Source organism: Mycobacteroides franklinii, assembly GCF_001853795.1.
GTDB classification, from domain to species: domain Bacteria; phylum Actinomycetota; class Actinomycetes; order Mycobacteriales; family Mycobacteriaceae; genus Mycobacterium; species Mycobacterium franklinii.
This window is the reverse complement of the sequence record NZ_MLIK01000024.1, coordinates 311067-327516: the sequence shown is the minus strand read 5'-3', so window position 1 is coordinate 327516 and position 16450 is coordinate 311067. Positions and strand designations below refer to the sequence as shown.

Below are 16450 nucleotides of genomic sequence, written 5' to 3'. Positions count from 1 at the left end.
GGTGAAGGCGTGGCAGACGGAGACTACGAGTGGTACATCACACTCGCCGAGCTACAAAACGTCACCGCCGCCGCCGACCAGCTCCAGATCGCGCAGCCGACGCTCACCCGAATGCTGGCCCGGCTGGAACACCGCCTCAATGTGCAGCTCTTCGACCGGCACGGCAAGCGGATCACCTTGAATCCGTTTGGGCGGATCTTCTATCAGCACGCCCGGCGGGCTCAAATGGAGCTGGACTCCGCACGTCGCGCCATCGACGACCTCGCGAACCCCGCCGAGGGTGAGATCCGCCTGGGGTTCCTGCACACCTTCGGCCCCACGCTGGTCGCCGGGTTGATCGCGGGATTCGCGGCGACGTCACCGCATGTGCGGTTCGTGCTGGAGCAGGGCGCCGCGGGCAGCCTCGATGATCTCGTCGCGAACGGCGATCTTGACGTCGCGATCGTCTCTCCTCGCCCACGTCGCGCAAATCTTGGGTGGCGCAATCTCTTCCGGCAACGCCTCGGTATCGCCGTACCCACCGATCATCGTCTGGCGCAGGCCGAAGACGTATCCATGGCCGATCTTGCCGACGAGCCATTTGTCGCGATGCCTCGGGGATTCGGTATGCGCCGCCTGCTCGAAGAGCTCTGCGCCGCTGCGCAATTCCAGCCACGCATCGTGCTCGAATCAAGCAATTTGACAACGGTCGCGGGCCTGGTGGCGGCGGGCCTGGGCATCGCCGTGCTCCCTGTCGATGCCACCACGTACCCGTCGGACTTGAGGCTGTTACGTCTCGTCGATGCCGACGCGCACCGGGACGTCGGCATCATCTGGAGCTCCGGGCAGCCGCTGTCGCGGCCCGTCCGAGATTTCATATCCCACGCCGTTGCGTCGACGTAGGCCACAATCATCTGCATGTCTGTCGAAGTGCCGCCCGAGAATGGGATAGCCCATGCCATCGGGCAGATCGACACCGCCGCCGATGAATCGGCGTTCTACGCGGCGGTGGGGGCGGCCCGGACGGTGATAGCGCACGAGGCCAGGGCACGCACCCCGGAGGCAACGCTTGCCGCCGCGTGGTCGGAGGCCTTGCGGCACAGCGTCCGGACGGCGGCACGACTACTGACCGATGCGGTGAACCCGGGCTGGACCTGGTTCGTTTCGGGAAGTGTGGCCCGCGGCGAGGCGGCACCTGGTTCCGATATCGAGACCATGCTCGCCATTGACGACGAGGTCGACGGCGACGGGAAAGCTCGCCTCATGGAACTGGCAGCCCAGGTGCACGCGATGCTCGAGCGCACCGGCATCGGCAGCGATTCCAACGGAGTCCTGGCAAGTCGTGGCCGATTCTGTCGCCGAACCACCAACTGGTACGAGGGAATCGAACGCTGGTGCGCCAATCCGCCGGAAGACCGGGGAGTCGTGATGACGGGGTTACTGGCCGATTCTCAAGGAGTGGGCCCGGGGGCGTTGGTACCCGACAACGCCCTTCGCCGCGAGAACGCCCGCTGCGCACAGCGCCACTACCCCATCCGGTTGGCCATGTTGCAGGACGCGGTGGCCGTGCGCGCCGGATTCCCTTCGCGATTGCGGATATTCGCCACACAATCCGACACCGTGGATCTCAAGGTCGCCGCGATCGACCCGGTGGTCAAGATCGCGCGCTGGGCTGCGTTGTCGGCCGGTTCGGATGCGCTCGCCACACCGGCTCGGCTGGATGCGGCGGCGGCCGCCGACGTTCTGGATCCGGATGACGTCTCGACGCTGCACGATTGTTTCGGCTGGCTTCTGCGATTTCGGTGGCGGTCTGCTGCGGCGTCGTTACAGGACGGACAGCAGACGTCCGACACCGTCTCGCTGTCCGCCCTGGCCCCGCAGGAACGTGCGGTGTTGCGGGGTATCGCGCGTGAGATCGCCGGCATCAGGCGCAAACTGATCTACCTATCGTCGACATCCTCATTCCGATAAACGGTCGTACCAGCGCATCGCCCACTGCGCATCTCCCAGGGCCGTATGCCGCTGGCCGGCGCTCGGGGTTTTCACACCGAATTGCAAGGAGAGATTGGAATAGTCGGCATCCGGTATCAACCCGCGGTCCCGGATCCGTGCCGCGGTGGCGGTGACAACATCGAAGACGTCCGGATTCCATGTCGGACTGACCCCATGGGATGCAAACATCTGTGTCAGACACTCGGTATCGAACGCTGGGATCACCCCGACAATGGTGGCCCCGGATGTCCATTCCTCGATGAGTGAAACAGCCTCGGCGGCACGGAAAACACGGGGGAACTGCAAGGGCCGCAGGCGAACCTGCGGATGACGCTTGTGAAAGCCGCTGATTTCCAGCCCCGCCGGATCGGCCGAATCCAGATCCAGGTCTTGGACGTCGATACACAGGTGCAGTTGCCGCTGCCCCTCATCGGTCCGCCGGATGATCGCGATTTCCCACGGCTGACGCTCGCGATGAAGCCCGGTGGTCTCGGTATCGAGAAATACCAGAGGGCTTGCTTCGTTGGCCATGCGGACCTAAGAACTGAGGTCGAGTAGCCGCTCGGCGGCCAGCGCGGGTGTCAGGGTGCCCTCGCGCACCTGCTGCTCGATATCCGCCCGCGACGCCTTGACATCGGGTGCGTTGAGCACCCGATCCAGGACCGCATCGCGCACCATCGCCCACATCCAGTCCACTTGCTGACGACGGCGTTTGACCTCGAACTCCCCCGCCTCGGTCAGCACCGCGCGATGCTGCAGCACCGTGTCCCACATCTCGGACACCCCGTCGTTCTCCAGCGCGCTCATGGTGAGAACCGGTGGGCGCCACAGGGTGTCATGCGGGTAGATCAGGCGCAACGCTCCCGACAACTCGCGTGCGGCCTTTTTTGCCTCGATGGCATGCGCACCATCAGCCTTGTTCACCACCACGATATCCGCGAGCTCGAGCACACCCTTCTTGATGCCCTGCAGCTGATCGCCGGTGCGCGCCAGCGTCAAGAACACAAAGGTGTCAACCATGTTGGCGACAGTGACCTCGGACTGCCCAACGCCGACGGTCTCGATCAGGATGATGTCGAATCCGGCGCCCTCCAACAGCACGACCGTCTCGCGGGTGGCCTTGGCCACCCCGCCCAACGTGCCCGACGTCGGAGATGGCCGGATGTACGCGTCAGGATGTACCGACAGCCGGCCCATGCGCGTCTTGTCGCCCAGGATCGATCCGCCGGTGCGCGTCGATGAGGGGTCCACCGCCAGCACGGCCACCCGATGCCCCTGCTCGATGAGATACATCCCGAGTGCCTCGATGGTGGTCGACTTCCCCACCCCCGGCACACCGGTAATCCCCACGCGCAGCGCGTTTCCGCCCTCGGGCGACAGTTCCAGCAGCAACTGCTGGGCCTGCGCTCGGTGGTCTTGGCGAGTCGACTCGACCAGCGTGATGGCTCGGGCCAGCCCAGAACGGTCTCCCGACCGGATCAGTGCTGCCAGGTTGCCAGGTGACAATGTTTCCGGCATCAGGATAGGTCGTAGCCGAGCCGCTCAGCCAACTTGTGCAACAAGCCAATGGCGGCCTCCGAAATCACCGTTCCCGGAGGGAAGATGGCCGCGGCGCCCGCCTCATACAGCTCATCGAAATCGCCGGGCGGAATCACGCCACCCACCACGATCATGATGTCGGGGCGGCCTACCCCGGTCAGCGCCTCGCGCAGCGCCGGCACCAAGGTGAGGTGACCCGCTGCCAGCGAGGACACCCCGACCACGTGCACATCGTTGTCAGCAGCCTGCCGCGCGACTTCCTCGGGTGTCTGGAACAGCGGACCCACGTCAACGTCGAAACCGATGTCGGCGAAGGCCGTTGCGATCACCTTCTGTCCGCGGTCGTGTCCGTCCTGACCCATCTTCGCGACCAGCACACGGGGCCGGCGGCCGTCGGCGTCGGCGAACTTCTGCACGAGTTCGGTAGCTTGAACGACGGCTCCGACAGGACCGTCGCGCCCTACCTCGTCCCGATACACCCCGCTGATGGTACGGATTTCGGCCTGATGCCGCCCGTAGACCTTCTCCAACGCGTCGGAGATCTCTCCCACGGTGGCCTTGTGCCGCGCGGCGTCGATGGCCAGCGCCATCAAGTTGTTACCCAAGCCGTCTTCTCCGACCCGGCTCGAATCGGCTGCCGCCCGCGTCAATTCATCGAGTGCACGCTGTACCGCTTGGTCGTCGCGTTCGGCACGCAGTTGCTGCAACTTGGCCAGCTGCTCGGTGCGCACGCGGGAATTTTCGACCTTGAGGACTTCGATCTGCTGGTCCTCGGTGACCTGATACTTGTTGACGCCGATCACCGGCTGACGGCCCGAGTCGATCCGTGCCTGGGTGCGCGCGGCGGCCTCTTCGATACGAAGCTTCGGAATGCCCTGGTCGATGGCCTGCGCCATCCCGCCGGCCTCGGTGACCTCACGGATGTGTTCGCGGGCACGGGAAGCGAGCTGGTGGGTAAGCCATTCCACGTAGTAGGAGCCACCCCACGGGTCGATCGGGCGGCAGGTACCCGACTCCTGCTGGATGAGCAGCTGGGTGTTGCGAGCGATGCGTGCCGAGAAGTCTGTGGGCAGCGCCAACGCTTCGTCGAGGGCGTTGGTATGCAGCGATTGGGTGTGTCCCTGGGTCGCGGCCATCGCCTCGATGCAGGTGCGGGCCACGTTGTTGAAGACATCCTGTGCGGTCAGTGACCACCCGGAGGTCTGCGAATGCGTGCGCAGGGACTGCGATTTGGAGCTCTTCGGGTCGAATTGCGCGACGAGTTCGCTCCACAACAGACGCCCGGCCCGCAGCTTGGCGACCTCCATGAAGAAGTTCATGCCGATGGCCCAGAAGAACGACAGACGGGGGGCGAATACGTCGATGTCCAGGCCACCCTCCAGGCCTGCCTTGATGTACTCGACTCCGTCGGCCAGGGTGTACGCGAGCTCCAAATCGGCTGTGGCGCCGGCCTCTTGGATGTGGTAGCCGGAGATCGAGATGGAGTTGAACTTCGGCATCTTGGCACTGGTGTAGGAGAAGATGTCCGAGATGATCCGCATCGACGGCTTCGGCGGATAGATGTAGGTGTTGCGGACCATGAACTCTTTGAGGATGTCGTTCTGGATGGTCCCCGCCAACTGCTGTGGCGAGACGCCCTGCTCCTCGGCGGCCACCACATACAAGGCCAAGATCGGGAGCACCGCGCCGTTCATGGTCATGGATACCGACACCGAGCCCAGGTCGATACCGTCGAACAGCTGACGCATGTCGAGGATGGAATCGATGGCCACACCGGCCATTCCCACATCACCTTGCACCCGCGGGTGGTCCGAGTCGTACCCGCGGTGAGTCGCCAGGTCGAAGGCGACCGACAGGCCCTTCTGGCCGGCGGCGAGGTTGCGGCGATAGAACGCATTGGATTCGGCGGCCGTGGAGAAGCCGGCGTACTGGCGGATGGTCCACGGCTGGTTCACGTACATCGTCGGGTACGGCCCGCGCAGGAATGGCACCTGGCCCGGGAAGGTATCCAACGGATATCCCTCCGCCCGCACCGCTTCACGGTCGGCGGCGGTGTAGATCGGCTTGACGGTGATCGCCTCCGGCGTCTCCCAGTCGAGCTGCTCGGGGGTGTATCCGTGGGCGTCCGCGGCCTCACCCACCGCCGCGGCCACGGCCGCGGCATCCGGTGCGACTGATGCGCGGTCGCCACGGAGCGGCACGTCGGCAAAGCTGCCCAGAACAGCCTCGGATACCGAAAGATCGGTGAGGTCAGTCATGTCACGCCCCCAACTTGGTCAGCATGGCCGAAAGCGCTTCGACCGCATTGATTTTCATGGTCAGGTAACCGTCCGGCCGTGAAGTCTCCGCGACCTCGACAACGGCCTTCTCCGGCCCGGCGAGGTAGATATCGGTGACGCCTGCCGCCCGGGCCGCGTCCACGACGGCACCCGCTTCGGCGGCGTATCGCGCATCGGTGCCGCAGATCACGGCGATCCGCGCCCCCGCATCCGCCACCGCGCCGGCGACGGTGCCGGCATCCAGCACACCGGGATTGACGGTCTCGATACCACCGGAGGCCAATAGGTTCGAGGCGAAGGTGGTGCGCACATTGTGCTCGGACAGCGGGCCCAAGGGAACGAGCAATGCTGCCGGACGCGCACCCGAGGAAGCCAAGAAGGCGTCCGAACGGTCCCGAAGCGCCTCGAAATCAGCGGCGTACCGGTAGCCCGCGCTGGGACGCGGCGGCAGCGGCTCCTCCCCCAAGTTCGGGAACTCGTTAACCCCCGTCACCGAGGTACGCCGATGGGCGATGTCATCGGCACGCGAGGCACGGGTCGTGGCAATGCGTTCCCGGATCAGTGCGCCCGCGGCTTCGAATCCACCCGCGCCCTCGATCTCCGTGAACAGAGACCACGCTTGCTGCGCAAGGGTTTCCGTCAGGTCCTCGATGAACCACGAGCCGCCGCCGGGATCGAGCACCCGCCCCACATGCGACTCCTCGATGAGCAGCAGCTGCGTATTGCGTGCGATACGGGCAGAGAACGCAGGCGACACCGAACTCAGGCCGCCAGGAATCGCGTCATCGAACTGCCGAACCCGAACGCTGTCCGCGCCGCCAACTCCGGCGCCGAAGGCAGCCAAGGTGGTACGTAGCATGTTCACCCACGGATCACGTTGAGCCATCATCGGTTCGGAGGTCACCGCGTGCACGACGGCGCCACCAGCGTCCGGCACGCCCGCCACCTCGGCCACCCGGGCCCACAGCACCCGCGCGGCGCGGAACTTGGCGATGGACAGGAACTGATCATCGGTTGCGGCGAACCGGAAGCTGATCTGCTGCAGCGCTTCCGCCACGCTCAGGCCCGCGTTCTGCAACACCCGCAGATACGCGACGCCGGCAGCCACCGCCACTGCGAGTTCCTGGCTGTCACTGGCACCCAAATCGTGCGCAACCGTGCCGTCGACCGTAATCGCGCGGATCCGCTCGGTGCGGGCCATCGCCTGCCGTGCCAACGCAACAGCCTCGTCAACCGAAACGCCGGCGCGGCCGGCGAAGGCATCACCCAGTGGGTCGGCACCGAGGTCGACCACGACCCCGGTGGCGTCTCCTTCATAGTCATCAAGTGTCGCGAGAATGGCCGCGGCCACCGCGGTCAGCTCGGCTCCGGCTTCCACCTGGATGGGCGCCAAGTCCAGGTAGACACCCTGCAGGGCCCGTTCTACCGCCGCCGGCCGCAGGCCCGCCAGCACGATGGCGCTGGTCCCCTGCCCCAGCGCGTCCAGGATGCTCTCGTTCACCAGCGCCGCGTCGGCCGCGCCGCCGAACACCTCGGCCACCTTCCACCCGCTGTTCACGTCGCGGCGCGGATCGCCGCCACGTACGAACGGCCACTGCCCCGGCAGCGAGGGTTCGGGAAGCTCATCCAGTGCCGTGTACAACGGGCGAATCGCGATCCCGTCATATGTGGGCGAGTCGAGCAGCCGCTCCGGGTCAGCGGGTAGATCCTCGACCGCCTTACGGGAGGATTTCGCCAGCACGCCGGCGACACCCTGCTGCCATCGCGCGAAGTCACGCCGAATTTCGGGTACCTCAACAGTCACAGAACTGCTCCCAGCTGCTCGTCATCGAGCGACACATATGGCACTCCATGCCGAAATGCCTATCACACTTACTCATCAGGCTAAATGACGCCGTCTACTACTGCCCAGTACGGGGGCCGCGCCACCGCAGCCTCCGCGTCCTGATGTTCACCATTCACGCAGGCTCCGTAGGCTTGTGCACCATGGGGATCCGGCAGATAGGGAGCGCGGCCGCCGCGGCACTGCGACGGCTCCCGCGCCGTCAGCTGCTGTGGACCGGAGTGGCCGTTGTCATCGTGGCTGCGGCCCTGCTGTTCCTTCCGCTGCCGACCGCCCTCCAGATGCGGGATTGGGCCGGTGACCTCGGTCCGTGGTTCCCACTCGCCTTCCTGGCAGCACACACGATCGTGACGGTGCTGCCCTTCCCGCGGACCGCCTTCACCCTCGCCGCCGGATTGCTGTTCGGGACCCAGCTCGGCGTGCTGCTGGCCGTCGTCGCCAGCACCGCGAGCGCCGTCTTGGCTCTGTGGGGCGTGCGGGCGTTGGGATGGAAACTCAGTACGCTGCACCACCGCCCCGGTGTGAAGAACGTCGACGATCAATTGCGCCGCCGCGGATGGATCGCGGTGATGTCGATGCGGCTCATCCCGGCGGTGCCGTTCTCGGTTCTCAACTACGCGGCGGGAGCCTCCGCGGTGCGCGCCGTGCCGTATACGTTGGCCACCTTCGCGGGTCTGCTTCCGGGCACGCTGGCAGTCGTCGTACTCGGCGATGCACTCACCGGGCACATCAGTGGCACGCTCTTCGCGGTGTCCCTGACTACCTCGGCGCTCGGCGTGCTGGGAATCCTCTACGAGATCCGGCGCTACAAACGTACCCACACCGAGATCGCGGGCCCGGAGATCTCCGATGAGCCCGAACGCGTCGGCAGCTAGACCTGCCTGCGGTTCCGTTCGTCGAATCCCTTGCTCGCCAGTACGGCGAAGAGAGTGAGCAGACCCGCTGCCGGCAGGGCATGCAGCACCTTGTCATGTACCCGTACATGCGCACCGACCGCCAAGGTGAAGTAGACGGCCAACATGAACGTCGTCAGCCGACCCAATGCCGACCACCGGATTCCACCGAGGAGTCCCACGGCTGACGCCGTTTTCACGACGGGAAGCACCCACCAGATGCGTTGTGGGAGACCGACTGTCTCCAGCGATTCCTTGACCGGCTTGATCGGACCGACGCATGCCGCCGCGTCCGCGACCTGCAAGGCTGCCAGCGCCGCCAAGACCTTGGGGTTCGCCAAAACTCGGGGAGATACCAAAGCGTCATTGCTCATCACTCCAGTGAACCACTACTGCGCCGGGCCGACGATGGCACGACCGATTCCCGCTAGTGCGGCGCGTGCGCACCCAAAGACGCAGATATGACGGCCAACGGTGACAGAGACAGCTGCATGTTGGCGCGCTCTTGTGGGGTAAGCCGACGACGTTCCCAGAAACGTCGCAACGCGCGAATACTCATGTCTCCATTGGACGCGGCCGCGCCGGCATACACCAGCGCGGCCGCGCTATCCCAACGAATTCATTACGCATTCTCGTCACGGGCCATCCGGAGAGGTTCGATCAACTCCCGTGTGCGAGTTGAATTGCCTTCACCACCAACAGAATGGCCCCGACAACCAGATAGCCGCGAAGTGCGAGCATGCCCAGTTTGGTTCCCGGACTCCATTTGACCGGTTCGAGCAAGGCGAGAGGCGGCATGCGCCAGGTGCGCGCATCGACGCCTTCCAGAGCCTTGTTCAGTGCGGCGACCGCCGGATCCGTGCGTTGCCTGCTCGAAACCCACCACAGGCCGATCCCGATCAGTATCGCCAGAATTGTGACAACTACGGCCAGATACCGGGAGACCTCCACGACGTCCAAATCCGGGAACAACGTGGTGGCCATCAGGATGCCGGAAAGAAAGAGCAGCACACCGACGATGAGCCCGGCGACGATGTTGAGCCAGGTCTTGTTGACCCACGGGCCCAACACTGATTTGTCATTGCACAGCAACAGCAGGAACACACTGGCACTGGGCAACAGCAGACCCGCCAGTGCCTGCACCGCGGTGGTCATGAGCCCGAGCGGCGCATTCGGGATCAGCACGATGGCGGCGCCTACTCCGACCATCACGGTGTACGACAGATAGAACGGCTTGGCGTCCTTGAAGCTGCGGTGCAACGAGTGCTTGAGCCCGAAGGTGTCACCGAACGCGTAGCTGGTGGCCAGGGTGACGGCGGCCGCACCGATGATCGACGCGTCCAGCAAGACGATTGCGAAGACCTTGCCCAGCAGCGGCTCAACCTGTCCCAGCCAATGGGCGATCATGCCGGCATCGCCGTCGTCGCCCCACTTGTCCGGGCCCGAGTTGCCCGTCGCACGTGCCGCGTAATCGGCCGTCATCACCAGTGCGGCAGCACCGATCACCACGACGAGCGAACCGATGACGGTGTCAGCGCGCTCGTACCCGATGAACCGCGGCGTGATGCGCTTGTCGACGATGTTGGACTGCTGGAAGAACAGTTGCCACGGCGCGACGGTGGTTCCCACCATCGCGATGATCAGCAACACCGCACCCGAGGTGATGCCGCCGTCGATGCCCGGAACCACGAAATCGTGTGCGGCCCTGCCCCACTGTGGATCCGACATCAAGAACATCGGGATCTGCAGCAGCGTGATCGCAATGAACACGAACATGGCGCGCTCCCAGCGCCGGAAGCTCCCGGTGGCCATGATCAAAATCAGGGCAATCGCCGCGAAGGGCACCGTGTAGTACTTCGAGATTCCCAGATACTCGGAAGCCAGTGCGACACCGATGAACTCGGTGACCAGAGTCAGGAAGTTCAGGATGAACAAGTCGCCGACAGAGAACCAGCCCCAGCCACGGCCGAACCGCTCATTGATCAACCGGGCATGCCCAACCCCGGTGACGGCGCCGAGCCGAACCACCATCTCCTGGTTCACGATCAGAACGGGAATGAGTAGCAACAACACCCACAGCAGGCTGTACCCGTAGCTCTGACCGGCTTGAGCGTAGGTGGCGACACCACCCGCATCGTTGTCGCCGACCATGACGATGATGCCCGGCCCAAGAATGGCGGCCATCGTTGCCATCCGCGTCTTGAACGTGCGCGCCTGGCCGGGATCGCTCACGCTGATCTTGCCGAATGCACCTTCGATGTCACCCAGATGCGCCGAATCAAGTACAGCGCTCTTTGGTTGCGGGGGTGCCGCTTTGAGCGGCGCGGCCGCAGTTTCCGTCCCATTCACGGGGCCGCCGACGATTCCGTTTTCGCTCATGGCGTGACCCCATCTGGGCCCGATGCGACCTGGCGCACCGGACGAGGCGCCGGCTCACGACGGCGCCAATCCTCGGGAATGAGCGCAGCCAGCACATCGTCGTAGGTGACCACGCCAAGTACCTTTTCGCCTTCGTCGACAACCGGAATGAGAGCCAGGTTGTAGTCGGCCATCAGCAGGGCGACGTCGGTGAGATCGGCCTCCGGCGCCACCCGCACCGGGTCGTCATCCATGATCGATTCCACAACGGCAGCCTGGTCGGCCTGCAACAGCCGGATCACCGACACCACACCCACCAGTTCGCCATTGTCAGCGAGCACATGCACCTTCAGCAGCGCCTCCGGCTGCAGAGACTTCGCCTCCGAAATCACCCCAATCGCATCGCCAACGGTGCTGCCAAGCACACAGGACACGATGTCGACATTCATCAGGCCGCCGGCCGATTCGGGGCTGAACCCCATCAAGGTGACCACCTTGGTGCGTTGCGGTGCCGGCATCAAGTCCAGCACCGCACGGCGACGAGACTGCCGCAGGTCGAAGATGGCATCTGCCGCGTCATCCGCACGCATGCGGCCCAGGAGGGCCGCGACATCCGCGTCCGACATGTCTTCGAACAACTTGCTGGCCTTCTCCGAGTCGAGTTCCTCGAACACATCGGCCTCAAGCTCGGGGTTGGCACGAACGCGATCGAGGATCTCGCCGCCCTCCTCCTTGGTGGCCTCCTCCAGCAGATCCGCGATCTCGGCGGGCTTGAGCGTGTTCACTCGTCCCCCGACACGGCGCGCCAACAGCGACCCGCCATGACCGATCATCGGCTCGAATGCCTTCCAGTCCCTGCCCGCCTGGCCCGCACCGGCCTTGATCAGACCGAAAAACCTTGCGGGACGCCGGGTATCGAGACGGGCCAGAACCCACCCCTCGGCCGATTCCACCAACTCGATGTCATAGGCATGCACCAACTCGGCGTTGTCCACATCGATGAACCGGTGGTCGAGCACGTCCTCGTCAAGCAGGTACTCACCGTCCCGTCGCTCGAAGCCCCGAAGATCAACCTTGTTCTTGCTCAACTCAATACGATGCGGCGCCACCACAGACACCACGTCCGAGGAGACAAAGACGGTGCGCCCGCCCATATCCACCACGTATCCCGTGACGATCGGGTACTCATCCGATCCGCGGAGCCGAACGATCACATCCTCCAACCGGCCAATGGTGTCGCCGGAACGCGCGATGACCGGAGCCTTCAACAGATCCGAAAATTGAATTACTCGCGGCGTAGCCGCCTTATTGGAAGTAGCCATGCCGACTCCTCAGCGTTTGAACCAATACGCTCCGTCCGCCCGGTTGGGCGGGCGAAGCGTATTGGCCTCGAATGAATTCCGAATGACCACGCACTGTGAATCAGCTGTGCGTGGTCGAGATGATGAATCCGCCGGATTACCGCGGCGGGTGCGCCCCGAGCGATGCCGAAACAACGGCAAGCGGTGAGTACGCCAATTGCAGGTTGGCGCGCTCTTGCGGCGTCAGCCGGTGCCGAATCCACATGCGGCGGACTGCGTTGAATGTTGTGGTCATGATGAGGCTCCTTCTGGGGAGAGCCGCATACCCGAGCGCAGGTGTCAAAAACGTTGATTCAAGCGAGGATTCACCCTCGAACAAACGACAAGGTATGCGGCAGCTGTTGTCTATGCGGACTTTCGCCGGATATCACGGTTGTGCCTCACCTCCTTGCCGTCGGGGCGCACGCGGGCGCCAACTGTGGGAACAGCGACCACGAGAAGGAAAAGCCGGACAGCGACGCCGCCCGGCACGCACCCCTCTCGTCAGGGCTTCGGCACTACGTGACGTGTCCGCGGGCGGAAGCCACTTCGGGTCATCCCTTAGTCCGGGAAGACCTGTCCTAACCTTGGGCGTCTCTCGACGTCGTCAGATCAGTGGCCTGTATTCACGTAGGAGCCTCACCTAGCAAGGTGCTGAACCGGTACCCATGATGAGCCTGGGAAATCGCCTTGTCAAGCGGGCAATGCCCGTGTCACGCCTCCGGCAGCTGATGGCGGCTCGCCGGATCGAACTGGCCGATCTCCTGGGCGGCGGACTGCGCCTCGGCGACTGCCGCAGCGACCTCGGGAGTGGTCTTCGTCTCGAACCATCCGGCAACATCCGCAGAGTCGTCCTCCGGACGCTCCGCCGGTTCGTCCGCCGGAGACGGTTGGTAACGGAATACACCGTCTTCGCCTGGCGCGCCCAGCAGCTTGGTGAATCCCTGCAGAGCAGAGCCGAAGTCACTCGGAATAAGCCAGACCTTGTTCGCCTCGCCCTGGGCCATCTTGGGCAACGTCTGTAAATACTGATAGGCCAACAACTCTGGCGTGGGTTTACCGGATTTCACTGCGGCAAAAACCTTTTCGATGGCCTTCGCCTGCCCCTGTGCTTGCAGATACTGTGCGGCGCGCTCACCCTCGGCCCGCAGGATGCGGGACTGGCGTTCACCTTCGGCAGCCAAGATCGCCGATTGCCTGGAACCTTCGGCGGCGAGGATCTGGGCCTGCTTCTGCCCCTGCGCCGACAGAATCGCCGCCTGCCTGGCACCTTCGGCCGACAGGATCATGGCGCGCTTCTCCCGGTCGGCCTTCATCTGCTTCTCCATCGACTCCTGCACCGAAGGCGGTGGATCGATCGACCGCAGCTCCACGCGAGCCACCCGCAGCCCCCAGCGGCCGGTGGCCTCGTCGAGCACCCCACGCAGCTGACCGTTGATCTGATCGCGTGACGTGAGCGTCTGCTCCAGGGTCATACCACCGACGACGTTGCGCAGCGTCGTGGTGGTGAGCTGCTCGACACCCACGATGTAGTTGCTGATCTCATACACCGCGGCCTGGGGGCTGGTGACCTGGAAATAGACAACGGTGTCGATGTTGACCGTCAGGTTGTCCTCGGTGATCACCGGTTGCGGCGGAAAGGACACGACGCGTTCACGCAGATCAACCTTGGCGCGGATGCGGTCGACGAACGGCACCAGAATGGTCAATTGCCCACTCACCGTCTTGGAATACCGGCCCAACCGCTCGATGACCGCAGCCTCTGCCTGCGGGACGAGTGCCACAGATTTCAGCACAATGGTGACGCCCAGGATGATCAACACGATCAGCACAAAGGCTCCGGCCGCTACTCCCATATCCGTACTCCCTTAGTGAGATTCTCAGATCTTCTCGACAACTGCCGTGGCGCCGTCGATTTGGACAACTGTCACCGTCTCGCCCTGTTCGAATCGACCCGACTTCTCCAGGCTGCGGGCGGACCACATCTCGCCTCCCAGCCGAATCAGCCCGTGGATATCGTCGACGGGTTCAATCACAATGGCGCTCTTACCCTCCAACGCCCTGGCGTTGGTGTGCAGAATCGGACCGGAAGTCAGCCGCTTGCGCAGCGCCGGCCGCACACCGACCAGCAGAACCACCGAACTGATGACGAAGACCAGCCCCTCGGCCCACAACGGCATGCTGAAGGCCCACCCGGCACCCGCCGTAACCAGGGCCGATCCGCCCAGCATCAACAGGAACATATCCCCTGTCATCAGCTCGGCAGCCGCGAGCAAGATGCCTGCCACGAGCCACACAATCGGCATGTATCCACACTAGCCCGCGTGGGCAACTGGTGGGGGCGGATGCGGCGCCTTACACTGCGATCATCATGGCGAATCCGAGTGTGTCCCTGGCAGTGTGGGCAAGCGCGTGGCTGGCGGGCCGCGCGGCGCCCGATGATGTCATTGACGCGCTCATTGCCTGGGCACCAAGGCATTTAGTCACGGCCTACGATGCGGTCGCGGCGGGCCACACCGGACTCTCCTGGCCGGATATGGACGACAACGGCCCCATCGGCCTACTTCAGACCATCCGCACCGCAACCGGTCAACCACACGGTATACCCGATATCCATGTGATCCTGCCCGCACCCGGGGACCCCCGGGGCCTGCCCGCCGGAACCCAGTTCCAGCGCGACGCGCTCGAGGCCAGCGAGGCGATTGTGCTCAGCGATCGCCAGAATGATTCCACAGCAATAGGATTGGTTCCCGCCGTAGAGTACGACGAGGATCGTGACGAAACCGTCGGACTGTCCTGGACGGTGTATTCGCTGCCCGCACAGATCCCCTTACAGCCCGGGCCGGACCTCGGCGAGGCGGAGTTCCAACTGCGTCAGGCGGTTCGTTCGGCTACCTCAACGCTCAATCGCCTGGACCGGGCCGTGGGCGCGATCGACGCCGATCCCCGCGCGTTGGTCGAAGAGGTGCTGTCCACGCTGCGCGGACATTCCCTGCCGGATTACGCACCGCACCGCGCCATCAGGGTGCTCGACTCGGCCAATCAGGTGGAAGCGATAGCGACGGCGGCAGCCGAGATCATGGAGCTACCCGGCGCCCTCGACGACGGCGCCGTAAGCGACGCGTTGCGGCCCCTCGTCGTCGTGGTACGTGAGGCACGGATGGCGGCCGCGGCCGCCATCATCGAGGCCGCGCGCTAAACGTCCAACCGACCGCAGCACAGGGGTGAACACGGGGCACCGTTCACACTGAATCCGTACCCGGGGACTGGATTTACCCCGTCGGCCCGCAGCGGGGATCTACCTTCCACGACCTCTGAGATCAGGTCGACCGCGAGGCGGGCGAAGCGCTCATCGGCCCCAGGCGTTGCCGCGCGCGTGAACTCGATATCGTGCTCGGCGGCGAACTCGCGCGCCTCGTTGTCCAAGTCCCACACCACTTCCAGGTGGTCCGCGACGAACCCGATGGGGGCGACTACCACAGATCGGGTCCCCCGATCCCGCAGGGTAGCAAGATGGTCCACGATGTCCGGTTCGAGCCACGGAACCTGAGGCGGCCCCGAGCGCGACTGCCACACCACGTCGTAATCCTGGTGACCGGTTGCGGCGGCGACCAATTGCGCAAGATAGTGCACCTGACGGCTATAGAGCTCGGGACCGTGTCTCCCGTCCGCCGCGATGGGAATGGAGTGCGCGGTGAAGACCAGCCGCGGCTCCCCCCGCAGACCAGACATCGCGGCCGACACGGCGTCGGCGTACAGCCGCACCAATGCCGGATGGTCGAAGTACTGGCGGAGCTTCACCAGCTCCGGCGCTCCGTCGCCCACCGCGGCGCGCGCACGGGCAATGTCCTCCACGTACTGGGTACAGCCCGAGTAGCCGCCCCATGCCGAGGTGGTGAATACTGCGGCACGCCGAATTCCCTTGTCCCGCATGTCGGCGACGGTGTCTTCCACCATGGGGTACCAGTTCCGGTTGCCGAAGAACACCGGCAGCGGATGCCCGGTCAGTTCGAGCTGACGCGAGATCTGGTCAACCAGCGCCCGGTTGATGCCGTTGATCGGAGAGACTCCGCCGAAATGGAAATAGTGTTCGGCGACCTCGTCGAGGCGTTCGGGCGGAATCCCGCGACCACGCGTCACATTCTCCAGAAACGGCCGAACCTCCTGCGGCCCTTCGGGTCCACCGAAGGACAGCAGGAGCACCGCGTCAAATAACACAGAAGTCCG

General features: G+C 64.6%; 16 protein-coding genes and 1 riboswitch. Of the genes, 4 read left to right on the top strand and 12 right to left on the bottom strand.

Features of this window, described 5'->3' with window-relative positions:
• Nucleotides 1–9 precede the first annotated feature (9 nt).
• Both BKG76_RS21015 and BKG76_RS21010 read left to right on the top strand, forming a co-directional pair.
• Nucleotides 10–882: a LysR family transcriptional regulator gene (locus tag BKG76_RS21015; protein WP_070939637.1), complete on the top strand. Its 873-nt coding sequence runs from the start codon at nt 10–12 to the stop codon at nt 880–882.
• A 15-nt stretch (nt 883–897) separates the two neighbouring features.
• Nucleotides 898–1950: a putative nucleotidyltransferase substrate binding domain-containing protein gene (locus BKG76_RS21010; RefSeq protein ID WP_070939636.1), complete on the top strand. Its 1053-nt coding sequence runs from the start codon at nt 898–900 to the stop codon at nt 1948–1950.
• On the opposite strand, the gene BKG76_RS21005 is transcribed toward BKG76_RS21010, so the two are convergent.
• From BKG76_RS21005 to mutA, 4 genes are read right to left on the bottom strand one after another with little or no spacing between them, the layout of a single operon-like run.
• Nucleotides 1939–2502, bottom strand: a complete 564-nt coding sequence (locus tag BKG76_RS21005) for an exonuclease domain-containing protein (RefSeq protein ID WP_070939635.1) — start codon at nt 2500–2502, stop codon at nt 1939–1941. The two genes, BKG76_RS21010 and BKG76_RS21005, sit on opposite strands and share 12 nt — an antisense overlap.
• A gap of 6 nt (nt 2503–2508) precedes the next feature.
• Complete coding sequence (meaB, locus tag BKG76_RS21000) at nt 2509–3489, bottom strand: methylmalonyl Co-A mutase-associated GTPase MeaB (protein WP_070939634.1); 981 nt, start codon at nt 3487–3489, stop codon at nt 2509–2511.
• Entirely contained in the window at nt 3489–5768 is a 2280-nt protein-coding gene (scpA, locus tag BKG76_RS20995) for a methylmalonyl-CoA mutase (RefSeq protein WP_070939633.1), read from the bottom strand. The genes meaB and scpA overlap by 1 nt, the downstream gene beginning before the upstream one ends.
• Before the next feature lies 1 nt (nt 5769).
• A complete protein-coding gene (mutA, locus tag BKG76_RS20990; protein ID WP_070939632.1) occupies nt 5770–7593 on the bottom strand; it encodes a methylmalonyl-CoA mutase small subunit in 1824 nt (607 codons plus the stop codon).
• A 182-nt stretch (nt 7594–7775) separates the two neighbouring features.
• Here mutA and BKG76_RS20985 point away from each other — a divergent pair, with 182 nt between their 5' ends.
• Nucleotides 7776–8507 carry a TVP38/TMEM64 family protein gene (locus BKG76_RS20985; protein WP_070939631.1) on the top strand — a complete coding sequence of 244 codons (732 nt, stop codon included), beginning with the start codon at nt 7776–7778 and terminating at the stop codon, nt 8505–8507.
• On the opposite strand, the gene BKG76_RS20980 is transcribed toward BKG76_RS20985, so the two are convergent.
• The 7 genes from BKG76_RS20980 to BKG76_RS20960 form a co-directional block, all read right to left on the bottom strand.
• The gene (locus BKG76_RS20980; RefSeq protein WP_070939630.1) at nt 8504–8899 is read right to left on the bottom strand and encodes a DoxX family protein; all 396 of its coding nucleotides are present in this window, start codon (nt 8897–8899) and stop codon (nt 8504–8506) included. The two genes, BKG76_RS20985 and BKG76_RS20980, sit on opposite strands and share 4 nt — an antisense overlap.
• Before the next feature lie 53 nt (nt 8900–8952).
• Nucleotides 8953–9084 (bottom strand): hypothetical protein, encoded by a 132-nt coding sequence (locus tag BKG76_RS25430; RefSeq protein WP_269085942.1) that lies wholly within the window; start codon nt 9082–9084, stop codon nt 8953–8955.
• Nucleotides 9085–9185: 101 nt separating this feature from the next.
• On the bottom strand, nt 9186–10904 hold the full coding sequence (locus BKG76_RS20975; RefSeq protein WP_070939629.1) for an Nramp family divalent metal transporter: 1719 nt from the start codon (nt 10902–10904) through the stop codon (nt 9186–9188).
• Nucleotides 10901–12205: a magnesium transporter MgtE N-terminal domain-containing protein gene (locus BKG76_RS20970; protein ID WP_070939628.1), complete on the bottom strand. Its 1305-nt coding sequence runs from the start codon at nt 12203–12205 to the stop codon at nt 10901–10903. Before BKG76_RS20970 ends, BKG76_RS20975 begins: the two co-directional genes overlap by 4 nt.
• A 136-nt stretch (nt 12206–12341) precedes the next feature.
• Entirely contained in the window at nt 12342–12479 is a 138-nt protein-coding gene (locus BKG76_RS25190) for a hypothetical protein (protein WP_164911120.1), read from the bottom strand.
• Between the two features lie 233 nt (nt 12480–12712).
• Nucleotides 12713–12881, bottom strand: a riboswitch (M-box (ykoK) riboswitch).
• Nucleotides 12882–12936: 55 nt separating this feature from the next.
• Entirely contained in the window at nt 12937–14079 is a 1143-nt protein-coding gene (locus tag BKG76_RS20965) for an SPFH domain-containing protein (RefSeq protein WP_070939627.1), read from the bottom strand.
• 24 nt (nt 14080–14103) lie between these two features.
• Nucleotides 14104–14529 (bottom strand): NfeD family protein, encoded by a 426-nt coding sequence (locus BKG76_RS20960; RefSeq protein ID WP_070939626.1) that lies wholly within the window; start codon nt 14527–14529, stop codon nt 14104–14106.
• A gap of 65 nt (nt 14530–14594) precedes the next feature.
• On the opposite strand from BKG76_RS20960, the gene BKG76_RS20955 reads away from it, so the two are divergent.
• The gene (locus tag BKG76_RS20955; protein ID WP_070940035.1) at nt 14595–15422 is read left to right on the top strand and encodes a hypothetical protein; all 828 of its coding nucleotides are present in this window, start codon (nt 14595–14597) and stop codon (nt 15420–15422) included.
• On the opposite strand, the gene BKG76_RS20950 is transcribed toward BKG76_RS20955, so the two are convergent.
• A complete protein-coding gene (locus BKG76_RS20950; protein WP_070939625.1) occupies nt 15419–16441 on the bottom strand; it encodes a ferrochelatase in 1023 nt (340 codons plus the stop codon). The two genes, BKG76_RS20955 and BKG76_RS20950, sit on opposite strands and share 4 nt — an antisense overlap.
• Nucleotides 16442–16450 lie beyond the last annotated feature (9 nt).